The organism is Hydrogenophaga sp. GW101-3F08, assembly GCF_059424585.1.
Map to the genome: position 1 here is coordinate 101,046 of NZ_JBWKZP010000008.1, position 16,907 is coordinate 117,952.

The 16,907-nt window shown below is 67.6% G+C and carries 18 protein-coding genes; 10 read left to right on the forward strand and 8 right to left on the reverse strand.

What is annotated here, in order from left to right; translation table 11 throughout:
• Positions 1-29: 29 nt before the first annotated feature.
• On the reverse strand, positions 30-617 hold the full coding sequence (locus AC07YZ_RS19155) for an NADPH-dependent FMN reductase (protein WP_226490729.1): 588 nt from the start codon (positions 615-617) through the stop codon (positions 30-32).
• Positions 618-851: 234 nt separating this feature from the next.
• Entirely contained in the window at positions 852-1,166 is a 315-nt protein-coding gene (locus AC07YZ_RS19160) for a TfoX/Sxy family protein (RefSeq protein WP_494795905.1), read from the reverse strand.
• A gap of 143 nt (positions 1,167-1,309) precedes the next feature.
• On the opposite strand from AC07YZ_RS19160, the gene mnmG reads away from it, so the two are divergent.
• The 7 genes from mnmG to AC07YZ_RS19195 all read left to right on the forward strand — a co-directional run bounded on the left by mnmG (position 1,310) and on the right by AC07YZ_RS19195 (position 8,159).
• Positions 1,310-3,274 carry a tRNA uridine-5-carboxymethylaminomethyl(34) synthesis enzyme MnmG gene (gene mnmG, locus AC07YZ_RS19165; RefSeq protein ID WP_494795906.1) on the forward strand — a complete coding sequence of 655 codons (1,965 nt, stop codon included), beginning with the start codon at positions 1,310-1,312 and terminating at the stop codon, positions 3,272-3,274.
• Between the two features lie 145 nt (positions 3,275-3,419).
• A complete protein-coding gene (gene rsmG, locus AC07YZ_RS19170) occupies positions 3,420-4,175 on the forward strand; it encodes a 16S rRNA (guanine(527)-N(7))-methyltransferase RsmG (RefSeq protein WP_494795907.1) in 756 nt (251 codons plus the stop codon).
• 493 nt (positions 4,176-4,668) lie between these two features.
• A complete protein-coding gene (locus tag AC07YZ_RS19175) occupies positions 4,669-5,283 on the forward strand; it encodes a LysE family translocator (protein WP_494795908.1) in 615 nt (204 codons plus the stop codon).
• A 114-nt stretch (positions 5,284-5,397) separates the two neighbouring features.
• Positions 5,398-6,168, forward strand: a complete 771-nt coding sequence (locus tag AC07YZ_RS19180; RefSeq protein ID WP_226490734.1) for a ParA family protein — start codon at positions 5,398-5,400, stop codon at positions 6,166-6,168.
• Between the two features lie 16 nt (positions 6,169-6,184).
• Positions 6,185-6,733 carry an RBBP9/YdeN family alpha/beta hydrolase gene (locus AC07YZ_RS19185; protein WP_494795909.1) on the forward strand — a complete coding sequence of 183 codons (549 nt, stop codon included), beginning with the start codon at positions 6,185-6,187 and terminating at the stop codon, positions 6,731-6,733.
• Complete coding sequence (locus tag AC07YZ_RS19190; RefSeq protein ID WP_494795910.1) at positions 6,724-7,218, forward strand: hypothetical protein; 495 nt, start codon at positions 6,724-6,726, stop codon at positions 7,216-7,218. Before AC07YZ_RS19185 ends, AC07YZ_RS19190 begins: the two co-directional genes overlap by 10 nt.
• 14 nt (positions 7,219-7,232) lie before the next feature.
• Positions 7,233-8,159: a ParB/RepB/Spo0J family partition protein gene (locus AC07YZ_RS19195; RefSeq protein ID WP_494795911.1), complete on the forward strand. Its 927-nt coding sequence runs from the start codon at positions 7,233-7,235 to the stop codon at positions 8,157-8,159.
• A 263-nt stretch (positions 8,160-8,422) separates the two neighbouring features.
• On the opposite strand, the gene AC07YZ_RS19200 is transcribed toward AC07YZ_RS19195, so the two are convergent.
• The 4 genes from AC07YZ_RS19200 to AC07YZ_RS19215 all read right to left on the reverse strand — a co-directional run bounded on the left by AC07YZ_RS19200 (position 8,423) and on the right by AC07YZ_RS19215 (position 11,899).
• Positions 8,423-9,262 (reverse strand): hypothetical protein, encoded by an 840-nt coding sequence (locus AC07YZ_RS19200; RefSeq protein WP_226490738.1) that lies wholly within the window; start codon positions 9,260-9,262, stop codon positions 8,423-8,425.
• A 49-nt stretch (positions 9,263-9,311) separates the two neighbouring features.
• Entirely contained in the window at positions 9,312-9,893 is a 582-nt protein-coding gene (locus tag AC07YZ_RS19205; RefSeq protein ID WP_494795912.1) for a tetratricopeptide repeat protein, read from the reverse strand.
• 159 nt (positions 9,894-10,052) lie between these two features.
• On the reverse strand, positions 10,053-11,477 hold the full coding sequence (locus AC07YZ_RS19210) for an FAD-binding oxidoreductase (protein WP_494795913.1): 1,425 nt from the start codon (positions 11,475-11,477) through the stop codon (positions 10,053-10,055).
• A gap of 119 nt (positions 11,478-11,596) precedes the next feature.
• Complete coding sequence (locus tag AC07YZ_RS19215) at positions 11,597-11,899, reverse strand: EF-hand domain-containing protein (protein ID WP_226490741.1); 303 nt, start codon at positions 11,897-11,899, stop codon at positions 11,597-11,599.
• A gap of 218 nt (positions 11,900-12,117) precedes the next feature.
• Here AC07YZ_RS19215 and AC07YZ_RS19220 point away from each other — a divergent pair, with 218 nt between their 5' ends.
• From AC07YZ_RS19220 to boxB, 3 genes are all read left to right on the forward strand, one after another.
• Positions 12,118-12,684, forward strand: coding sequence for a cob(I)yrinic acid a,c-diamide adenosyltransferase (locus tag AC07YZ_RS19220; protein WP_494795914.1), 567 nt, complete (start codon positions 12,118-12,120; stop codon positions 12,682-12,684).
• A 20-nt stretch (positions 12,685-12,704) separates the two neighbouring features.
• Positions 12,705-13,061 carry a hypothetical protein gene (locus tag AC07YZ_RS19225; protein WP_494795915.1) on the forward strand — a complete coding sequence of 119 codons (357 nt, stop codon included), beginning with the start codon at positions 12,705-12,707 and terminating at the stop codon, positions 13,059-13,061.
• Between the two features lie 171 nt (positions 13,062-13,232).
• Complete coding sequence (gene boxB, locus AC07YZ_RS19230) at positions 13,233-14,726, forward strand: benzoyl-CoA 2,3-epoxidase subunit BoxB (RefSeq protein ID WP_494795916.1); 1,494 nt, start codon at positions 13,233-13,235, stop codon at positions 14,724-14,726.
• 4 nt (positions 14,727-14,730) lie between these two features.
• Here the strand turns inward: boxB and AC07YZ_RS19235 are convergent, their stop codons facing one another.
• Both AC07YZ_RS19235 and AC07YZ_RS19240 read right to left on the reverse strand, forming a co-directional pair.
• The gene (locus AC07YZ_RS19235) at positions 14,731-15,852 is read right to left on the reverse strand and encodes a PilT/PilU family type 4a pilus ATPase (RefSeq protein ID WP_226490745.1); all 1,122 of its coding nucleotides are present in this window, start codon (positions 15,850-15,852) and stop codon (positions 14,731-14,733) included.
• A gap of 171 nt (positions 15,853-16,023) precedes the next feature.
• The gene (locus AC07YZ_RS19240) at positions 16,024-16,905 is read right to left on the reverse strand and encodes an expansin-like protein (protein WP_494795917.1); all 882 of its coding nucleotides are present in this window, start codon (positions 16,903-16,905) and stop codon (positions 16,024-16,026) included.
• Between the last annotated feature and the right edge of the window lie 2 nt (positions 16,906-16,907).

Sequence of the window (16,907 nt, forward strand, 5' to 3'; positions counted from 1 at the left end):
GGGGTCGCGCGAAGCGCGGCGGGGGTGTTTCATCCTAAGCGCTGTGCCGCGTGCAGCACCTGGTCCACCACGCCCTGCACGCTGCGGCGGGCGGTCTCGGCGATCAGCCGACCGTCGGCATCGAACGCTTCGCTGGCTTTGGACAGGGCGAACTGTTTGGGCGCCACCCAGCACTGCAGGTTCATCAGCAGCGGCGCGAGGTGGCTCAGGCTGCGCAGGCCGCCGAGTGCGCCGGGCGAGGCCGAGAGCATGCCCACCACCTTGCCGGCGAAGGGCTTGCCGCCGTTGGCCCAGAGGGGATCGCCCGGTACGGGGCGCGAGACCCAGTCGATGGTGTTCTTCAGCAGGCCGGTGTAGCTGCCGTTGTACTCGGGCGAGACCACCAGCCAGGCCGGGTGGGCGTGGAAGACTTCCTTCAGGCGGATCGCGTCGTGCGGAATGCCGCGCGCTTCCAGGTCGCCGTTGTAGAGCGGCAGGTCGAAGTCGCCCAGCTCCAGGTGGGTGACCTGGGCACCGGCGGCGCGGGCGGCCTCGGCCGCGACACTGGCGAGCTTTCGGTTCCAGGACTGGGCGCGGCTGCTGCCGGCGAAAACGAGGAGGGGGATGGGGTTGGTCATGTGGGGGCCTTGGTGTGTGTGCGGCGCTGCGTTCATGAGAAAGCGCCATCCATGCGGTTGCGGCACGGTCAGCGGCCTCGCACCTGGGGCTCACGTTGACGGCCGATGCCGATCGGTCGATGGACGGCCTGGGCCGCGTTGCGGTTTCGATTGTGGGCCTGGCGGCTCCGGTCTCGGAGACGCAGGGTTGTTGTCGGGCGTGGTGCGCGGGCTTGGGCGAAAGGCGCCCAGCGCTCAGCGGCGGGGTGTCTTCGGCTCGCCGAACTCTTTCAGCGCGTCCAGCGCCAGCAGCAGGCTGGTGCGGTGTTCGCGTGCCACGGTCTGCCAGGGCAGGCCGGTGAGCGCCGCTTCGAGCCCCCAGAGCAGGTTGAGGCTGGCGCGCGGGTCTCTGTGTTTCACCCGGGCATAGGTGGCCACCGATCCCAGCCGCCGCAGCGTGGCCAGATCGGGAATGCCCGCCGCCGCCAGCATGGCCTGCGACTTCGGGCCGAGGCCGGGCAGGGTGGCCAGCGCCGGTTCACCGGTCGGGCGTGGGGCGGTGCTGGGCATGGGTGGGCGGCGAAGGGGCATTGATGGGACAATTGCGGGTTGCCCGAGCCACACACCGGCCGGGCGGCGGGTGTTTCACGTGAAACACACCGCATCCGCATTGTCGGGCAGCGCGCCAGCCGCCGTGCCCTGGAGCTTTCACCATGTTGTACCCGCAAGAGTTTGATGTCATCGTCGTCGGCGGTGGCCACGCCGGCACCGAGGCCGCGCTGGCCGCCGCGCGCATGGGCTGCGCCACGCTGCTGCTCACGCACAACATCGAGACGCTGGGCCAGATGAGCTGCAACCCCAGCATCGGCGGCATCGGCAAGGGCCATCTGGTGAAAGAGGTGGACGCGCTGGGCGGCGCCATGGCGCTGGCCACGGACGAGGGCGGCATCCAGTTCCGCATCCTCAACAGCAGCAAAGGCCCGGCGGTGCGCGCCACCCGCGCCCAGGCCGACCGCATCCTGTACAAGGCCGCGATCCGCCGCATGCTGGAAAACCAGCCCAACCTCTGGCTGTTCCAGCAGGCGGTGGACGACCTGATGGTCGAGGGCGACCGCGTGGTGGGCGCCGTGACGCAGGTCGGCATCCGCTTCCGAAGCCGCACCGTGGTGCTGACGGCAGGCACCTTCCTCGACGGCAAGATCCACGTCGGCCTGAACAACTACGCCGCCGGCCGCGCGGGCGACCCGCCGGCGATCAGCCTGTCGGCCCGGCTCAAGGAGCTGAAGCTGCCGCAGGCGCGCCTGAAAACCGGCACGCCGCCGCGCATCGACGGCCGGACCATCGACTGGTCGAAATGCGCCGAGCAGCCCGGCGACGGCATGCCTGGCGGCATGAACCCGGACCAGCCGGTGCCGGTGTTCAGCTTCATGGGCAACACGGCCATGCACCCGCGGCAGATCCCGTGCTGGATCACCCACACCAACCTGCGCACGCACGAGATCATCCGCTCCGGTTTCGACCGCAGCCCCATGTTCACCGGCAAGATCGAGGGCGTCGGCCCGCGCTACTGCCCGAGCGTGGAAGACAAGATCAACCGCTTCGCCGACAAGGACAGCCACCAGATCTTCCTGGAGCCCGAGGGCCTGACCACGCACGAGGTCTACCCCAACGGCATCTCGACCAGCCTGCCGTTCGACATCCAGTACGCGCTGGTGCGCAGCATGCCGGGGCTGGAAAACGCCCACATCCTGCGGCCCGGCTACGCCATCGAATACGACTATTTCGACCCGCGTTCGCTCAAGAACAGCTTCGAGACCAAGCAGATCCAGGGCCTGTTCTTCGCCGGCCAGATCAACGGCACCACCGGCTACGAAGAGGCGGCCGCCCAGGGCCTGTTCGCCGGCCTGAACGCCGCGCTGCAGTGCCAGGGCAAGGACGCCTGGTTGCCGCGCCGTGACGAGGCTTACCTAGGTGTGCTGGTCGACGACCTGGTGACCCAGGGCGTGACCGAGCCCTACCGCATGTTCACCAGCCGGGCCGAGTTCCGCCTGCAGCTGCGCGAGGACAACGCCGACATGCGCCTGACCGAAGCCGGGCGCCAGTTGGGCCTGGTGGACGACGCGCGCTGGAACGCCTTCAGCCGCAAGCGCGACGCGGTGGCGCGGGAGACCGAGCGCCTGAAATCGACCTGGGTGAACCCGCGCAACCTGCCGGCGGCGGAGAGCGAGCGGGTGCTGGGCAAGGCGATTGAACACGAACACAACCTGTTCGACCTGCTGCGCCGCCCGGCCGTGGGCTACGCCGATCTGCTGGGCATGGACGGCGGCAAGTACAACCCCGTGGCCAAGGCCGACGACGCCGATGCCCGCCCGGTGGTTTCACGTGAAACACTGGGTGCGCTGTATGCGCCGGTGGTGGAGCAGGTCGAGATCGCGGCCAAGTATTCGGGCTACATCGACCGCCAGAAGGACGAAGTGGAGCGCGCCGCGCACCACGAGGGCATGAAGCTGCCGGCCGATCTGGACTACCTGCAGGTGGCCGCGCTGTCGTTCGAGGCGCGGCAGAAGCTGGCCAAGCACCGGCCCGAAACCCTGGGCCAGGCCTCGCGCATCTCGGGCATCACGCCGGCCAGCATCTCGTTGCTGCTGATCCACCTGAAGAAGGGGGGGTGGAAATGAAGCGCCCCCTGCGCCGCTTCGCGGCTTCTCCCGCTCTCGCCTGCGGCGGGAGGGGGACGCAACCTGTGGCCGGTTCTGAGCTTGTCGAAGGTCGGTTCCACGGCTGCTCTGGTTGTGTGCTCACGCTTCGGGGTGGGGTTTTGGCATGAGTGGTGCGGAGTTGAAATCGACGCTCGAAACCGGTCTGCGCGAGCTGGGCTTGGCGTTGTCATCGGCGCAAGTCGACCAGTTGCTCGCCTACCTGGACCTGATCGCCAAGTGGAACAAGGTCTACAACCTGACCGCCGTGCGCGACCCGGCCGAGATGATGACGCACCACCTGCTGGACAGCCTGGCCGCCATCGGCCCGCTGCTGCGCCAGACCGGCGGCCAGCCGTGTTCCGTCGCCGGGCCGCCCCCAGGCGAAACAGTCCCCGGACCCGGCGGAGACCGGGTCCCTTCCCGGTCTTGGGGCAGCGACCCGCGCATCCGTCTGCTGGATGTGGGCTCGGGCGGTGGGTTGCCAGGGGTGGTGATCGCCATCACCTGTCCGCAGATCAACGTGACCTGCGTGGACACGGTGGGCAAGAAGGCCGCGTTCATCCAGCAGGCGGCCGCCGCCCTGAAACTGCCGAACCTGCGGGGCGTGCACGCGCGGGTGGAGTCGTTGAAGGCGGAAGAGGGCGCAGGGTTTGATGTGGTCTGCTCGCGGGCCTTTGCCTCGCTGGTGGATTTCACGGCCTGGTCCGCGTCGGCCCTGAAGCCGGGGGCGGTGTGGATGGCGATGAAGGGCAAACTTCCTTCTGAGGAGATCGCCGCACTGCCCGAGTCGGTGTCGGTGTTTCACGTGGAACAGTTGGTGGTGCCGGGGCTGAATGCGGAGCGTTGCATCGTGTGGCTTCGTCCGGCTTCTTTGGCCTGAGTCTTTTCTTCCCTGTGTCTCGCTCAGAGACCTCGCGCAGGACGGTGGCGTCATGCGCGTTCTCCGGCCCACGCTCGCGGGCCGACTCACCTGTTTGCCCGCTTCACGTCGTCAACACCGGGCCGGCGGGCCTCCTTCTGTGGCCACCGCGAATGGGGCCTGCGCCCGCGCACGCCACCACCATCCTGTGGGTGGCGACAGAGGGCGGGCTTCTGTTCGATGGCCCCTTCGGCCACTGGAGGGGGTTGGTTTGGGTGGGAGGGCGCAGGCCCCATTCGCGGTTGCCACGGAGCGGGCGCGCCAGCGCGGTGTTGACGCCAACCCGGTCGAGCGCCAAAAGCCTCCGCCCGCGAGCGTGGGCCGGAGAAATCCCACCCGGACCAACCCCCTCTGCGAACACGCCACGAACGCAAAACGCAACGCAAGCCAAGACACGCAAGAGAAGAGCAGGGCTGTCACGTAAACTCAGCCCCTCAACTCCCGGGGTTTTCATATGTTCGGCATCGCAGATTACGGCGCGTTTGTCGCCGCCATTGTCTTGTTCCTGGCCATTCCCGGCCCGGGCAACCTCGCACTCATCACCTCCACCGGCAAGGGCGGCACCCGTGGCGGGCTGGCCGCCACCTTCGGCCTCATCGCCGGCGACCAGGTGCTGATGTGGATGGCGGTGGCCGGCGTGGCGGCCCTGCTCGCGGCCTACCCCACGGCCTTCAGCGCCGTGCAATGGCTGGGCGCCGCCTACCTCGCCTGGCTGGGCTTCCGGATGCTCACCGCCAAGCCCGGTGCCAAACCCGTGCTCAACATCCGTCCGCGCCAGTACTTCCAGCAGGCGCTCACCATCACCCTGCTCAACCCCAAGGCCATCGTGTTCTACATGGCCTTCTTCCCGCTGTTCGTGGACCCGGCCAGCCACCAGGGGCTGCTCACCTTCGGCGCCATGGCCGCCACCATCGCCGTGCTCACCTTCCTGTACGGCCTGATCGTCGTGCTGCTGACGCACCATCTGGCCGAGCGCATGCGCGCCAACCCCCGCATCGCGCGCACGCTGGAAAAACTCGCCGGCATCTTCCTGATCGGCTTCGGCATCAAGCTGGCCATCTCCAAATGAGGCCTGCCGTCATGAACGCACACCACGGCATGCGTGGTGCCGGGCCATCCCAAGCCGCGCGTACCTCCTGGAGCGGCGGCGCGGCACCCGAAGTGACCTGCCTGGGGGCCTTGCATGGCTAAGATTTTCTGTGTCGCCAACCAGAAGGGCGGCGTCGGCAAGACCACCACCACCGTCAACCTCGCCGCCGGCCTGGCCAAGGTGGGGCAGCGCGTGCTGATGGTGGACCTGGACCCGCAGGGCAACGCCACCATGGGCTCGGGCGTGGACAAACGCAGCCTGGCGTTGACGGTGTACGACGTGCTGCTGGAGTCGGCCAGCGTGGCGGAGGCGGCGGTGCTGTCGGAAAAATGCGGCTACCACGTGCTCGGGGCCAACCGCGAGCTGGCCGGGGCCGAGGTCGAGCTGGTCGAGCTGGAGCGGCGCGACAAACGCCTGAAGGCCGCGCTCGCGGCGGTCGACACCGACTACGACTTCGTGCTGGTCGACTGCCCGCCCTCCCTGAGCATGCTCACGCTCAACGGCCTGTGCGCCGCACACGGCGTGATCGTGCCCATGCAGTGCGAATACTTCGCGCTCGAAGGCCTGACCGATCTGGTCAACACCATCAAGCAGGTGCACGCCAACCTCAACCCCGACCTGCAGATCATCGGCCTGCTGCGCGTCATGTTCGACCCGCGCATCACCCTGCAGCAGCAGGTGAGCGACCAGCTCAAGGCCCACTTCGGCGACAAGGTGTTCGACTCCGTGATCCCCCGCAACGTGCGCCTGGCCGAAGCGCCCAGCTACGGTCTGCCCGGCGTGGTGTTCGACCCGGCGGCGCGCGGCAGCCAGGCCTTCGTGTCCTTTGCCTCCGAAATGGTCGAGCGCATCCGCAAGCTCTAGCCCGCAACTGTTTCACGTGAAACCCGACAACGTCCTCATCCTGCCCGGCTGGCAAAACAGCGGGCCCGACCATTGGCAGAGCCGCTGGGAGGCCCTGCACGGCTACCGCCGCGTGGAGCAGCACGACTGGATGACCCCAAGACGCGGCGACTGGATCGCGCGGCTGGAAGACGTGATCCTGGGCATCGATGGCCCGGTGCTGCTCGTGGCCCACAGCCTGGGCTGCATCCTGACCGCCGCTTGGGGCCAGGTGTCGCGCAGCACGGGGCGGGTGCAGGGCGCGCTGCTGGTGGCGCCGGGCGATCCGGAACGCGAAGAGTTGCGCGGCCTGTTGCCCAGCTGGTCGCCCATCGTCCGCCAGCGCCTGCCGTTTCCCAGCATCCTGGTGGGCAGCCGCAACGACCCGTACTGCACGTTCGACAAGGCCCAGTCGCTGGCCGACAGCTGGGGATCACGTTTCATCGACCTGGGCGAGCGGGGGCACATCAATGCCGAATCGGGCTTGGGGGACTGGGACGAGGGGCAAGCACTGCTGGCCGGGTTAAAGGGTGGCGCATGCGCTTGAAGCTGTGGTCCGACAAGACACCGGCGCACCCAGGCGTGGATTCGACGCGTTCAGGAATCTTCGGAACGACCCTCGGGATCGCGTCCGTCGTGGCCGACGCTTTCGCCGGCATGCTGTCTTTGGCCGGTATTCCGGTCGCCCTGTTTTTTGGCAAACTGTTCCTGGCAGCCATCCTGGCCGGCGTCGTGTGCGGTGTGGTGTTGCGCCTGCGGCGCAGGCGCCCAGCCACACAGGCCGACACAACCCGTCGCCTGCCCCTGTGGAGCAGCCCCGGGCTGTTGGGGCTGTCCGTGGTGGAGGTGGCGTTCCTGGTCGAGGCCACCAAGCTGCCGGTGCGCACCGATCAACCGGACTTCTCACAAACCAACTGGCTGCTGGTCTTGCTGGCGGTTGGTGTCGCCTATTTCTTGCAGCGTGCCTGGTTCCGTCGGTGGTTTGCCCGACAACCTGCCTTGCACGCACAAGCTCAACAGAACAAACACTGACGCTCAGGAATGCCATGGTCACCAAAAAACCCAAAGGCCTAGGCCGCGGACTCGAAGCCCTGCTGGGCCCCAAAGTGGCGGAAGCCGCTTCGCCCGACGCACAGGAAAACGAGCGCAACCAGACGCCGACCAGCCTGTCGCTGACCGAACTGGTCCCGGGTGTCTACCAGCCGCGCACGCGCATGGACGAGGGCGCGCTGTACGAACTGGCCGAGTCGATCAAGGCCCAGGGCATCATGCAGCCCATCCTGGTGCGCAAGCTGATCGATGGCCCGAACGCTGGCAAGTACGAAATCATCGCGGGCGAGCGGCGCTTCCGCGCCTCCCGGCTGGCGGGGCTGGACAGCGTGCCGGTGCTGGTGCGCGACGTGCCGAACGAGGCCGCCGCGGCCATGGCGCTGATCGAGAACATCCAGCGCGAAGACCTCAACCCACTGGAAGAAGCCCAGGGTTTACAACGTCTGGTGAAGGAGTTTGGGCTCACTCACGAACAGGCGGCCCAAGCCGTGGGCCGCTCGCGCAGCGCGGCCAGCAACCTGCTGCGCCTGCTGCAGCTGGCCGAGCCGGTGCAGACCATGCTGATGGCGGGCGACCTGGACATGGGGCATGCGCGCGCGCTGCTGACGCTGGACAAAGCGACCCAGATCACGGCCGGCAACCAGATCGCGGCGAAAAAGATGTCGGTGCGCGAAGCCGAGAGTCTGGTGAAAAAACTCAGCGCCGAGTTTGAACTGGCGCCGCAGAAGCTCAAGAAAGAGAAGTCGCGCGACATCAAGCGCGTCGAAGAAGAGCTGTCGGACCTGCTGACCGCCGAGGTGGAGGTGCGGGTGAAAAAGCGCGTCAAGCGCCACGGCCGGGTGGAAGAGCAGGGCGAACTGGCGATCCAGTTCGGCTCGCTGGACGAGCTCAACGGCTTGATCGATAAGCTCAGGAGGGGCTGACTCCCCCTGCGCCGCTGCGCGGCTTCCCCCCAGGGGGACGGCGCCCTTTGACCGGCGGAGCCGGATCTTCGGCGCCTCTGGGTTTGGGGTATTGGCGCGCCGGTTGCGCTGCCTGTCATCGGGCCCCAAAAAACAAAGGCCTCCTGAAGGAAGCCTTGTTCGAAGGAGGGGCAGTCCCTCAGCAGATGCCGAAGGTCCGGCTCTGCCGGCCCAAGGGCATCGTCCCCCTAGGGGGGAAGCCGCAAAGCGGCGCAGGGGGGACCTCAGTTACCGACTTTGAGCTGACCACCGCGGCCCAGGCCGCCCTTGACTTCCTGCGCCTTGTAGTTGCGCAGCGAAATCACCATGTTGTTGTAGGCGTCGGTGAAGGCGGCCACGGTGGCTTTGCCGGCCGGGGTGCGCGAGAAGCCGCTGAGGGCGCCGCCCGCGCTGGGGCCGAAGGCGCCGAGCGCGGCACCGTAGTTGGTGGCCGTGGCGTTGCCTTCGGAGATGGCGATCTGCACGCCCGAGCGGATGTCCAGCAGGGTCATGGTGACCACCGAGGCCTTGCTCTCCAGCGAGCCGGCCAGCACGCCCAGGTTGCGGTTGCGCCCGCCCAGCAGGCCGCCGAGCGCGCCGGCGATCTGGCCGGTGGACTCGTCGTCGATGATCACGGCGGGTTCCAGGTAGTAGTCGGCGGCGACACGCTGGCCCTTTTGCTGCTTGGAGCCGGCGCGGAACTCGCCCGAGTTGCGCTGCTTGTCGGTGATCGCCGAAATCTTGCTTTCGGTGCGGTTGTTGCCGATCGAGGTGATCACGAAGCAGTTCGACTGCTGCACCGCCAGACGGATCAGCGGCTCGATGGTGGTGACCTTGGTGGCCTCGCCGAAGCTGGCGTACCACTCCTTGCCACGGCCGTCGTCCACCGCCAGCGTGCCCAGCGGCGAATCGCAGCGCTCCAGGCCGCTGTTGGCGCCCACGCTGGTGCCGCCTGCGGCGGCGCCGGTGGTGGCGGTACCACCACCACCGGTGGAGACGGTGCCGCCACCCGGGGTGACGCAGCCGGCCAGGGCCAGCGAGGTGGCCAGAGCGGCCCAGCGGAGGGTTGTCGAGGTCGAGGTCATATGAAGCTACTTTCTCTCTTGATGAACGGGTTCGTGAATCTGCAGGACTTCAGCGGTCGTACCAGCCGCTGGGGCCCCAATGCCAGTAGTAGGTGTAGCCTGTGTACCAGTAGCCGGCCCAGGATTTGCGGTGCGCCTCGCGCCACTGGTAGTACCGCTGCTCGTCCTTTTTGGCGGCCGTGGCCTCGGCGAGCAGTTTTTTGGCCTCCTTGCTGCCCTTGGCCGCGGCCATGGTGAGCCAGGTTTCGGCCTCCGCGGGGTCGGAGCCCATCTCCTCCAGCCCCATCAGATAGAAACGCCCGAGCGCCAGTTGAGCGCCCACCACGCCGCGCTCGCCCGCGCTGCGCATCCACTGCAGGGCCTGGTAGCTGTTCTTCTCCACGCCATCGCCGCGGAAATAGCGCAGGCCGAGGTCGAAGGCCGCACGAGGGTCTTTGTCGGCCAGCAGGGTGAGGGCGGCCAGACGCTGTTCGGCGACGGGGTCGTTGGGCTCCACCCGGAAGGTGGACGAGTTGCGCGGACGGTCGGAGCAGCCCGATGCGTCGCAGATGCGGATGGTGGCGCCCGGTTCGGGCGTCTGTGCGCTGGCCGTGACAGCAATCAGCAGCAGGGAAAACAGCAAACGGTTCATGGCAGGTAACCTCCCTGTGTTTTGGGTACACATTTGGTATTCAAGTATAGCCACCCGCGTCGTGCCAGGGCCCGGGAACAGGCCGCCGCAGACGGCGACGAAGCTGCTCTGATACCCCATTCGGAGGACGCCTGCAAGTCGCGGTGCAGCAAGCGCCGCTCAGAGCGCGAAGATTTTGCCAGGGTTCAGGATGTTGTCCGGGTCGAGCGCACGCTTGATGCTGCGCATCATGTCCACCGCGCCCGTGCCGGCCTCGGTGAGCAGGAAGTCCATCTTGTGCAGGCCCACGCCGTGTTCGCCGGTGCAGGTGCCTTCCAGTCTGAGCGCGCGCGCCACCAACTGGTGATTCAGCTGCTCGGCGCGTTCGCGCTCTTCGGGGATGGCCGGGTCGATCAAATAGCCGAAGTGGAAGTTGCCGTCGCCCACATGGCCGACCAGGAAGTAGGGGATGCCGGAGGCATCGGCCTCGGCCACCGAGTCGAGCAGGCAGTCGGCCAGGCGGCTGATCGGCACGCAGGTGTCGGTGCTGATGGCGCGGCAGCCGGGTTTGCTCTGGATGGCCGCGAAGTAGGCGTTGTGCCGCGCGGTCCACAGGCGCGTGCGTTCTTCGGGCGTGGTCGCCCACTGGAAGGCCTTGCCCTCGAAGTCGGCGGCGATTTCCTGCACCGTCTCGGCCTGTTCCTTCACGCTCGCGGGCGAGCCGTGGAACTCCATCAGCAGCATGTGTTCTTCGCGCAGGCCGAGCTTGCTGTGCGCGTTGACCATGCGCACGGTGTTGGCGTCGATCAGCTCGCAGCGCGCGATCGGCACGCCGAGCTGGATCACCTGGATCACGGTGCGCACCGCGGCCTCGATGGTGGGGAAGGAGCAGGTCGCGGCCGAGATCGCTTCGGGCAGCGGGTAGAGCTTGAGCGTCACTTCGGTGATCACGCCCAGCGTGCCTTCGCTGCCCACCATCAGGCGCGTGAGGTCGTAGCCGGCGCTGCTCTTCTTGGCGCGGGTGCCGGTGCGGATCACCTCACCGCTGGCGGTGACCACTTCGAGCGCCAGCACGTTTTCGCGCATGGTGCCGTAGCGCACGGCGTTGGTACCGCTGGCGCGCGTGGCGGCCATGCCGCCGATGGAGGCGTCGGCGCCTGGGTCGATGGGGAAGAACAGGCCCTCGCTCTTCACCGCTTCGTTCACGGCCTTGCGCGTCACGCCGGGCTGCACCGTCACGGTCAGGTCTTCGGCGTTGATCGACAAGACCTGGTCCATGCGGCTCACGTCAATGCTGATGCCGCCCTGCACCGCGAGCAAATGGCCTTCGAGCGAGGAGCCCACGCCGAACGGGATCACCGGCACGCGGTGTGCGGCGGCCAGTTTCACGGCGTCGGCCACGTCCTGCGTGTTCTGGGCAAACACCACGGCGGCGGGCGGTGGCACGTCGTACACCGACTCGTCGCGACCGTGCTGTTCACGCACGGCCTGTGCGGTGGAGCACTGGGCCTTGAAGCGGTCCTGCAGGGCCGCCATCAACGCGGCCGGTACCGCACGTTGCCGGATCTCCGGGGTCAGATGGGCGAGGTGTTCGGGGGCGTTCATGGCGGTCTCCGTTCTGGGCCAGTCCTGGGGCCGCCCAGTTTACCGCCGGGGTTGTGCACCGACACAGGCACCGCGCAGAGCCCCCGATGGCCTGCATGGTGCCCCGATGGTTCAGGCCATCAGCCTTTGCTGTCTTTCATGGCGCGCATGAACTCGGCCATGGAAATGGCGCCATCCTTGTTGACATCGATCTGCGCGAAGCTCTCCGCCACGGCGGGCAGGCTCTTGGCCTCTTCGCGGCTGAGCGATCCGCTGGCGTCCTTGTCGGCGGTGGCGAACGCGGCGCTGATTTCGCTGTTGCTCACCGGGGCCTCGGGCATGGAGGACTGGGCGAACGTGGCGCCGGCCGTGCCCAGGGTGAGGGTGGCGAACAGCATGACGCTGCGGGCTTCAAACAGGTCGATTCGTTTGCGGTCAAACATGGGGTCTTTCTCCTTGGGTGTTGAACGTGAACCCGCCGTCGAGGTGGCGGGGCAGTCCATTTCAAGGGAAACGGGCCTGTGGGGCCAATGGTTTTGCCTGCGGTTGCCTCACTGACAGCTTGCTTGCCTCAGACACATTTCCCTGCCTGCTGTAACCGCACCCGAATCCCCTCCACAATGCGTGGATTCGCACCACCCCATCGACCAAGGAGACCCCCATGGGCAATCGCCTGACACAGATCGCCACCCGCACCGGGGACGCCGGCACCACCGGCCTGGGCGACAACACCCGGGTGTCCAAACACAGCCTGCGCGTGCATGCCATGGGCGATGTGGACGAGCTCAACTCGCACATCGGCGTGCTGCTGTGCGAAGCCATGGCCGACGACGTGCGCGCGCTGCTGGTGGAGATCCAGCACCAGCTGTTCAACCTCGGTGGTGAGCTCTCCATCCCGGGCTATGAGTTGCTCAAGCCCGACGCGGTGCTCGCGCTGGACGAAGCGCTGGCCACCTACAACGAACAGCTGCCGCGCCTGCAGGAGTTCATCCTGCCCGCGGGCAACCGCGCAGCGGCCCAGGCCCATGTGTGCCGCACCGTGGCGCGCCGCGCCGAGCGCGCGGTGGTGGCGCTGGGCAATGAAGAAGCGATCAAGGAAGCCCCGCGCCAGTACCTCAACCGGCTCTCGGACCTGATGTTCGTGCTCGCGCGCGTGCTCAACCGCATGAACGGCGGCGACGACGTGTACTGGAAAAGCGAGCGCCTGGCGCGCGGGGCCGCCGAGTGAACGCGGTGCGCCGCCCACCCATGGCCCCGGTGCTGTGGGCCGCGCTGGCGCTGGCCGGCACCCAGGCGCCGGCCAGCGCCGCGGGCCCGCTGGAACGCCCTGGAGGCGACGCGCAGCGCGTCGGCCTTGTATGCGAGGCGGTCTACCTGCCCGCGCGCACGCCCTGGGTGCGCACCGTGGACATCGGCTACGACCAGCGGCGCGTGCGCAGCGTGCACATCGACGGCATACCGGTCTACACGTTCACGGTCCAGGGCACGCTGGTCCTCACGGCGCTGGACAACGAGCGCATCCAGATCGACACCGCCACCCAGACCTGGACCAGCGATTTCCGGGGCCTGGCGACGGCGCAAGGGCGCTGCGAACGGGCCCGCTGAGGCCCCACCTTCACGACCGGTTGGCCGCTGGGGTGGGCGCCCGAGGCCCGACCTCCATTTCTGGGCTGTATTTGATCTGGCGCAAATCTGTGCCTGGCGATAAGCAGGATAGTACGCATCGCTTGTTTCAAAACAGGCATTAAAGTGCATCACATCCACCCAGGAGACCCCATGAGCTCAGAAGACACCTTGATCGAAGCCCCGGAATCGGTGAACAGCGACCGTTTCGTGGAAGTCAGCTACGACGACGCCATCCCCAACAACGTGGATCTGTCGTCCGACCGCACCCTGCTGCGCGCGCTGGAGAGCTGGCACCCCGGCTACCTGGACTGGTGGCAGGACATGGGGCCCGAGGGTTTCCAGGAGGCCGACGTGTACCTGCGCACCGCCGTGGGCGTGGACCCGGCCGGCTGGGCCAAGTTCGGCTACGTGAAGATGCCCGAGTACCGCTGGGGCATCCTGCTGGCCCCCCAGGTGGAAGGCCGCACCATTCCCCACGGCAAGCACAAGGGCGAGCCGGTCTGGCAAGAGGTGCCGGGCGAGTACCGCGCGCTGCTCAAGCGGCTGATCGTGGTGCAGGCCGACACCGAGCCGGCCTCGGTGGAGCAGCAGCGCTACCTGGGCAAGACCGCGCCCAGCCTGTACGACATGCGCAACCTGTTCCAGGTGAACGTGGAAGAAGGTCGCCACCTCTGGGCCATGGTCTACCTGCTGGTGAAGTACTTCGGCAAGGACGGCCGCGAGGAATCGCAGGCCCTGCTGGAGCGCCGCAGCGGCCAGCAGGACAACCCGCGCATCCTCGGCGCCTTCAACGAGCGCACGCCGGACTGGCTGAGCTTCTTCATGTTCACCTACTTCACCGACCGCGACGGCAAGATGCAGTTGGCCGCGCTGGCCGAAAGCGGCTTCGACCCGCTGAGCCGCAGCTGCCGCTTCATGCTGACCGAAGAGGCGCACCACCTCTTCGTGGGCGAGACCGGCGTGGGCCGCACCATCGAGGCCACCTGCGCCGCCATGAACAAGGCCGGCATCACCGACCCCTTTGACACCGAGCGCATCCGCGCGCTGGGCGTGGTGGACCTGCCGTTGCTGCAGCGCAAGGCCAACTTCCACATGAGCGTGACGCGCGACCTGTTCGGCTCCGAAATCTCGTCCAACGCCGCCGACGCCTTCAGCGCCGGCCTCAAGGGCCGCTTCAACGAAGCCAAGCTCGCGGGCGACGACCACCAGTTGCAGGATGCCACCTACAAGGTGCAACGCGTGGTCGATGGCGAGCTGGTGTGGGAAGACGTGCCCGCGCTGCGCGCCATCAACAGCCGCCTGCTCGACGACTACATCGCCGACTGCCAGGGCGGCATCGACCGCTGGAACAAGGCGATCGAGAAAGCGGGCATCGACTTCCGCTTCACCCAGCCGCACAAGGGCTTCAACCGCAAGATCGGCGAGTTCGCCGGCCACGCCATCAGCCCCGCTGGCGAGCTGCTGGGCGCCGAGAGCTGGGCCGCGCTGAAAGACGAGTGGTTGCCCAATGGCGACGACATGGCCTTCATCCACTCGCTCATGAAGCCCTGCCTCCGGGCCGGCGAATACGCCAGCTGGATCGCACCCCCGCGCATGGGCATCAACCAGCAGCCGGTGGACTACGAGTACGTGAAGATCGACTGAGCGATCAGTCGATGCGAAGGCCCTGCGTGTCCGGCCGCTTGCCCGCGTTCAGCCGGATGCGCAGCGACAGGTCGGTGCGCGAGTCGGCGTTGTCCACTGCCTGCTCGGCGGTGATCTCGCCCTGCTGGTAGAGGTCGTAGAGCGACTGGTCGAAGGTGGCCATGCCCAGCTCGTTGCTCTTGGCCATCGCTTCCTTGATCTCGTCGGTTTGGCCCTTCTGGATCAGATCGGCGATGTAGGGCGAGAGCAGCATCACCTCCACCGCCGGCACCAGCTTGCCCACCGCGCCACGGATCAAGCGCTGGCCCACCACGCCCTTGAGGTTGAGCGACAGGTCCATCAGCACCTGGCGGTGGGCCGCTTCGGGGAAGAAGTTCAGCACGCGCTGCACCGCCTGGTTGGCGTTGTTCGCGTGCAGGGTGGACACGCACAGGTGCCCGGTTTCGGCGTAGGCCATGGCGTGCTGCATGGTCTCGCGGTCGCGGATCTCGCCGATCATGATCACGTCGGGCGCCTCGCGCATGGCGTGGCGCAGCGCTTCGTCGAACGACTGGGTGTCCAGCCCGACCTCGCGCTGATCGACGATGGACTTGCCGTGGGCGTGTTCGAACTCCATCGGGTCTTCCACCGTCAGGATGTGACCGCTGGTGGACTGGTTGCGGTGGTTGATCATCGCCGCCAGCGTGGTGGATTTGCCCGACCCCGCGGCCCCCACCACCAGCACCAGCCCGCGCTTGAGCATGGACAGCTTCTTGAGCACCGCCGGCAGCTTGAGCGCGTCCAGCGTGGGAATCTGGGCGTTGATGTGGCGCACCACCACCGCCACGTCGCCGCGCTGGCGGTAGACGTTCACGCGGAAGCGGCCCAGGCCCTCGATGGCGATGGCCAGATCGCATTCAAGCGTGGACTCGAAGTCGCGGATCTGCGTCTCGCGCATGACCGAATAGGCCAGCCGCTGCACGCGGGAGGCGTCAAGCTCGGTTTCGGACAGGCGCTTGACCACGCCCTGCACCTTGATCGAAGGCGCGGCGCCGCTGGAGAGGAACAGGTCGGACGCCCCCTGATCCACCATGATCGACAGGTAGTGGCCGAGATCGTCGTTGTGGGAGGCTGGGGTGGGGTCCATGGCGGGAGCTGTGAGGTAAGCCGGACTGTACGCCCTGCATATCGGCACGAACCAGAAAAAATGTCAACCCTTGCAGCCCAGCGCGCCCGTGTCATCCGCTGGGCCGGGTCGTCGGTGCGGCCGCTGCGCACCGGCGGCCGGGTCATCGGGATGGCGTGGCGCTGGCGGGGTTCAGTGGAGCGGGTAGCTCGCGCTCGCCGCGCCGAGTTGCGCGGGGCTGAGCTGCACGGTCGCCTTCGTGCCGTCCACGTAGTTCACCGTGATCAGGAACTTCGCGGCGCTGGACTGCAGCACCGCGCCGATGGGAACCTCGTACGCGTTCTCGACGTTGGTGGTGTCGAAGGCGAAGCTGCCGTGCGCTGAACTGCCGGTGTCCTGGTAGTCGATCGAGGCCACCCCGGTGGCGGGGTTGTGCACGCGCACGCGCGACCACCAGGGGTTGCTGCCGTCCTTCACGTTCAGCGTGGGCGCGCCGTCGGACACGCCGGGGTGGCCGCCGCAGGCCACGAAGCGCCACTGGCCCGCGTAGCGCCCAAAGCCGTCGGCCATCACCGCGCTGGGGGCGGTGCCCCCAAGGTCGATGCCGCAGTTGCCGTCGGGGCATTTGTCCACGATGCGCACGGTGGTGGTCTTGAGGCCCTGCGAGGTGAGCACGGTGACTTCGGCGCACTGGCCGCAGACCTTGCCGTGCTGCCACGGCCCCTGGCCATCGCCGGGCGCCACGTTGGCGTGGATGGCGGCGTAGGACTGGATGTTCGTTGAACCGTAGCCGCAGGCGCCGCCGTTGCTCGGGCCCGTGCTGTACAGGGTGACATTGCCCTCGCCCCCGGTGCTGGAGACGGTGGGCGGCACCGGCGTGGCCGCGTTGCACGAACCGGTGCACTGCGAGGGCAGGGCGCTGCTGGTGCCGGTGCCCGCGCCGCCCGTGCCGCTGTCGGTACTTGCGCTGCTGCCTCCGCCGCAGGCGGACAGCGCCAGCAACAGGGCGGCGCAGAGCGCGACAGCGCCGGTTTTCAGGCCCGAGACCCGTGTGGAAACGAAAGACCGATGCATGA

Coding starts and splice junctions, on each gene's coding strand:
- AC07YZ_RS19175 (WP_494795908.1), top strand. CDS start 4,669: ATGTTCGGCATCGCAGATTACGGCGCGTTTGTCGCCGCCATTGTCTTG.
- AC07YZ_RS19200 (WP_226490738.1), bottom strand. CDS start 9,262: ATGACCTCGACCTCGACAACCCTCCGCTGGGCCGCTCTGGCCACCTCG.
- AC07YZ_RS19225 (WP_494795915.1), top strand. CDS start 12,705: ATGGCCCCGGTGCTGTGGGCCGCGCTGGCGCTGGCCGGCACCCAGGCG.
- AC07YZ_RS19155 (WP_226490729.1), bottom strand. CDS start 617: ATGACCAACCCCATCCCCCTCCTCGTTTTCGCCGGCAGCAGCCGCGCC.
- boxB (WP_494795916.1), top strand. CDS start 13,233: ATGAGCTCAGAAGACACCTTGATCGAAGCCCCGGAATCGGTGAACAGC.
- AC07YZ_RS19160 (WP_494795905.1), bottom strand. CDS start 1,166: ATGCCCAGCACCGCCCCACGCCCGACCGGTGAACCGGCGCTGGCCACC.
- mnmG (WP_494795906.1), top strand. CDS start 1,310: ATGTTGTACCCGCAAGAGTTTGATGTCATCGTCGTCGGCGGTGGCCAC.
- AC07YZ_RS19195 (WP_494795911.1), top strand. CDS start 7,233: ATGGTCACCAAAAAACCCAAAGGCCTAGGCCGCGGACTCGAAGCCCTG.
- rsmG (WP_494795907.1), top strand. CDS start 3,420: ATGAGTGGTGCGGAGTTGAAATCGACGCTCGAAACCGGTCTGCGCGAG.
- AC07YZ_RS19235 (WP_226490745.1), bottom strand. CDS start 15,852: ATGGACCCCACCCCAGCCTCCCACAACGACGATCTCGGCCACTACCTG.
- AC07YZ_RS19215 (WP_226490741.1), bottom strand. CDS start 11,899: ATGTTTGACCGCAAACGAATCGACCTGTTTGAAGCCCGCAGCGTCATG.
- AC07YZ_RS19180 (WP_226490734.1), top strand. CDS start 5,398: ATGGCTAAGATTTTCTGTGTCGCCAACCAGAAGGGCGGCGTCGGCAAG.
- AC07YZ_RS19190 (WP_494795910.1), top strand. CDS start 6,724: ATGCGCTTGAAGCTGTGGTCCGACAAGACACCGGCGCACCCAGGCGTG.
- AC07YZ_RS19210 (WP_494795913.1), bottom strand. CDS start 11,477: ATGAACGCCCCCGAACACCTCGCCCATCTGACCCCGGAGATCCGGCAA.
- AC07YZ_RS19205 (WP_494795912.1), bottom strand. CDS start 9,893: ATGAACCGTTTGCTGTTTTCCCTGCTGCTGATTGCTGTCACGGCCAGC.
- AC07YZ_RS19220 (WP_494795914.1), top strand. CDS start 12,118: ATGGGCAATCGCCTGACACAGATCGCCACCCGCACCGGGGACGCCGGC.
- AC07YZ_RS19240 (WP_494795917.1), bottom strand. CDS start 16,905: ATGCATCGGTCTTTCGTTTCCACACGGGTCTCGGGCCTGAAAACCGGC.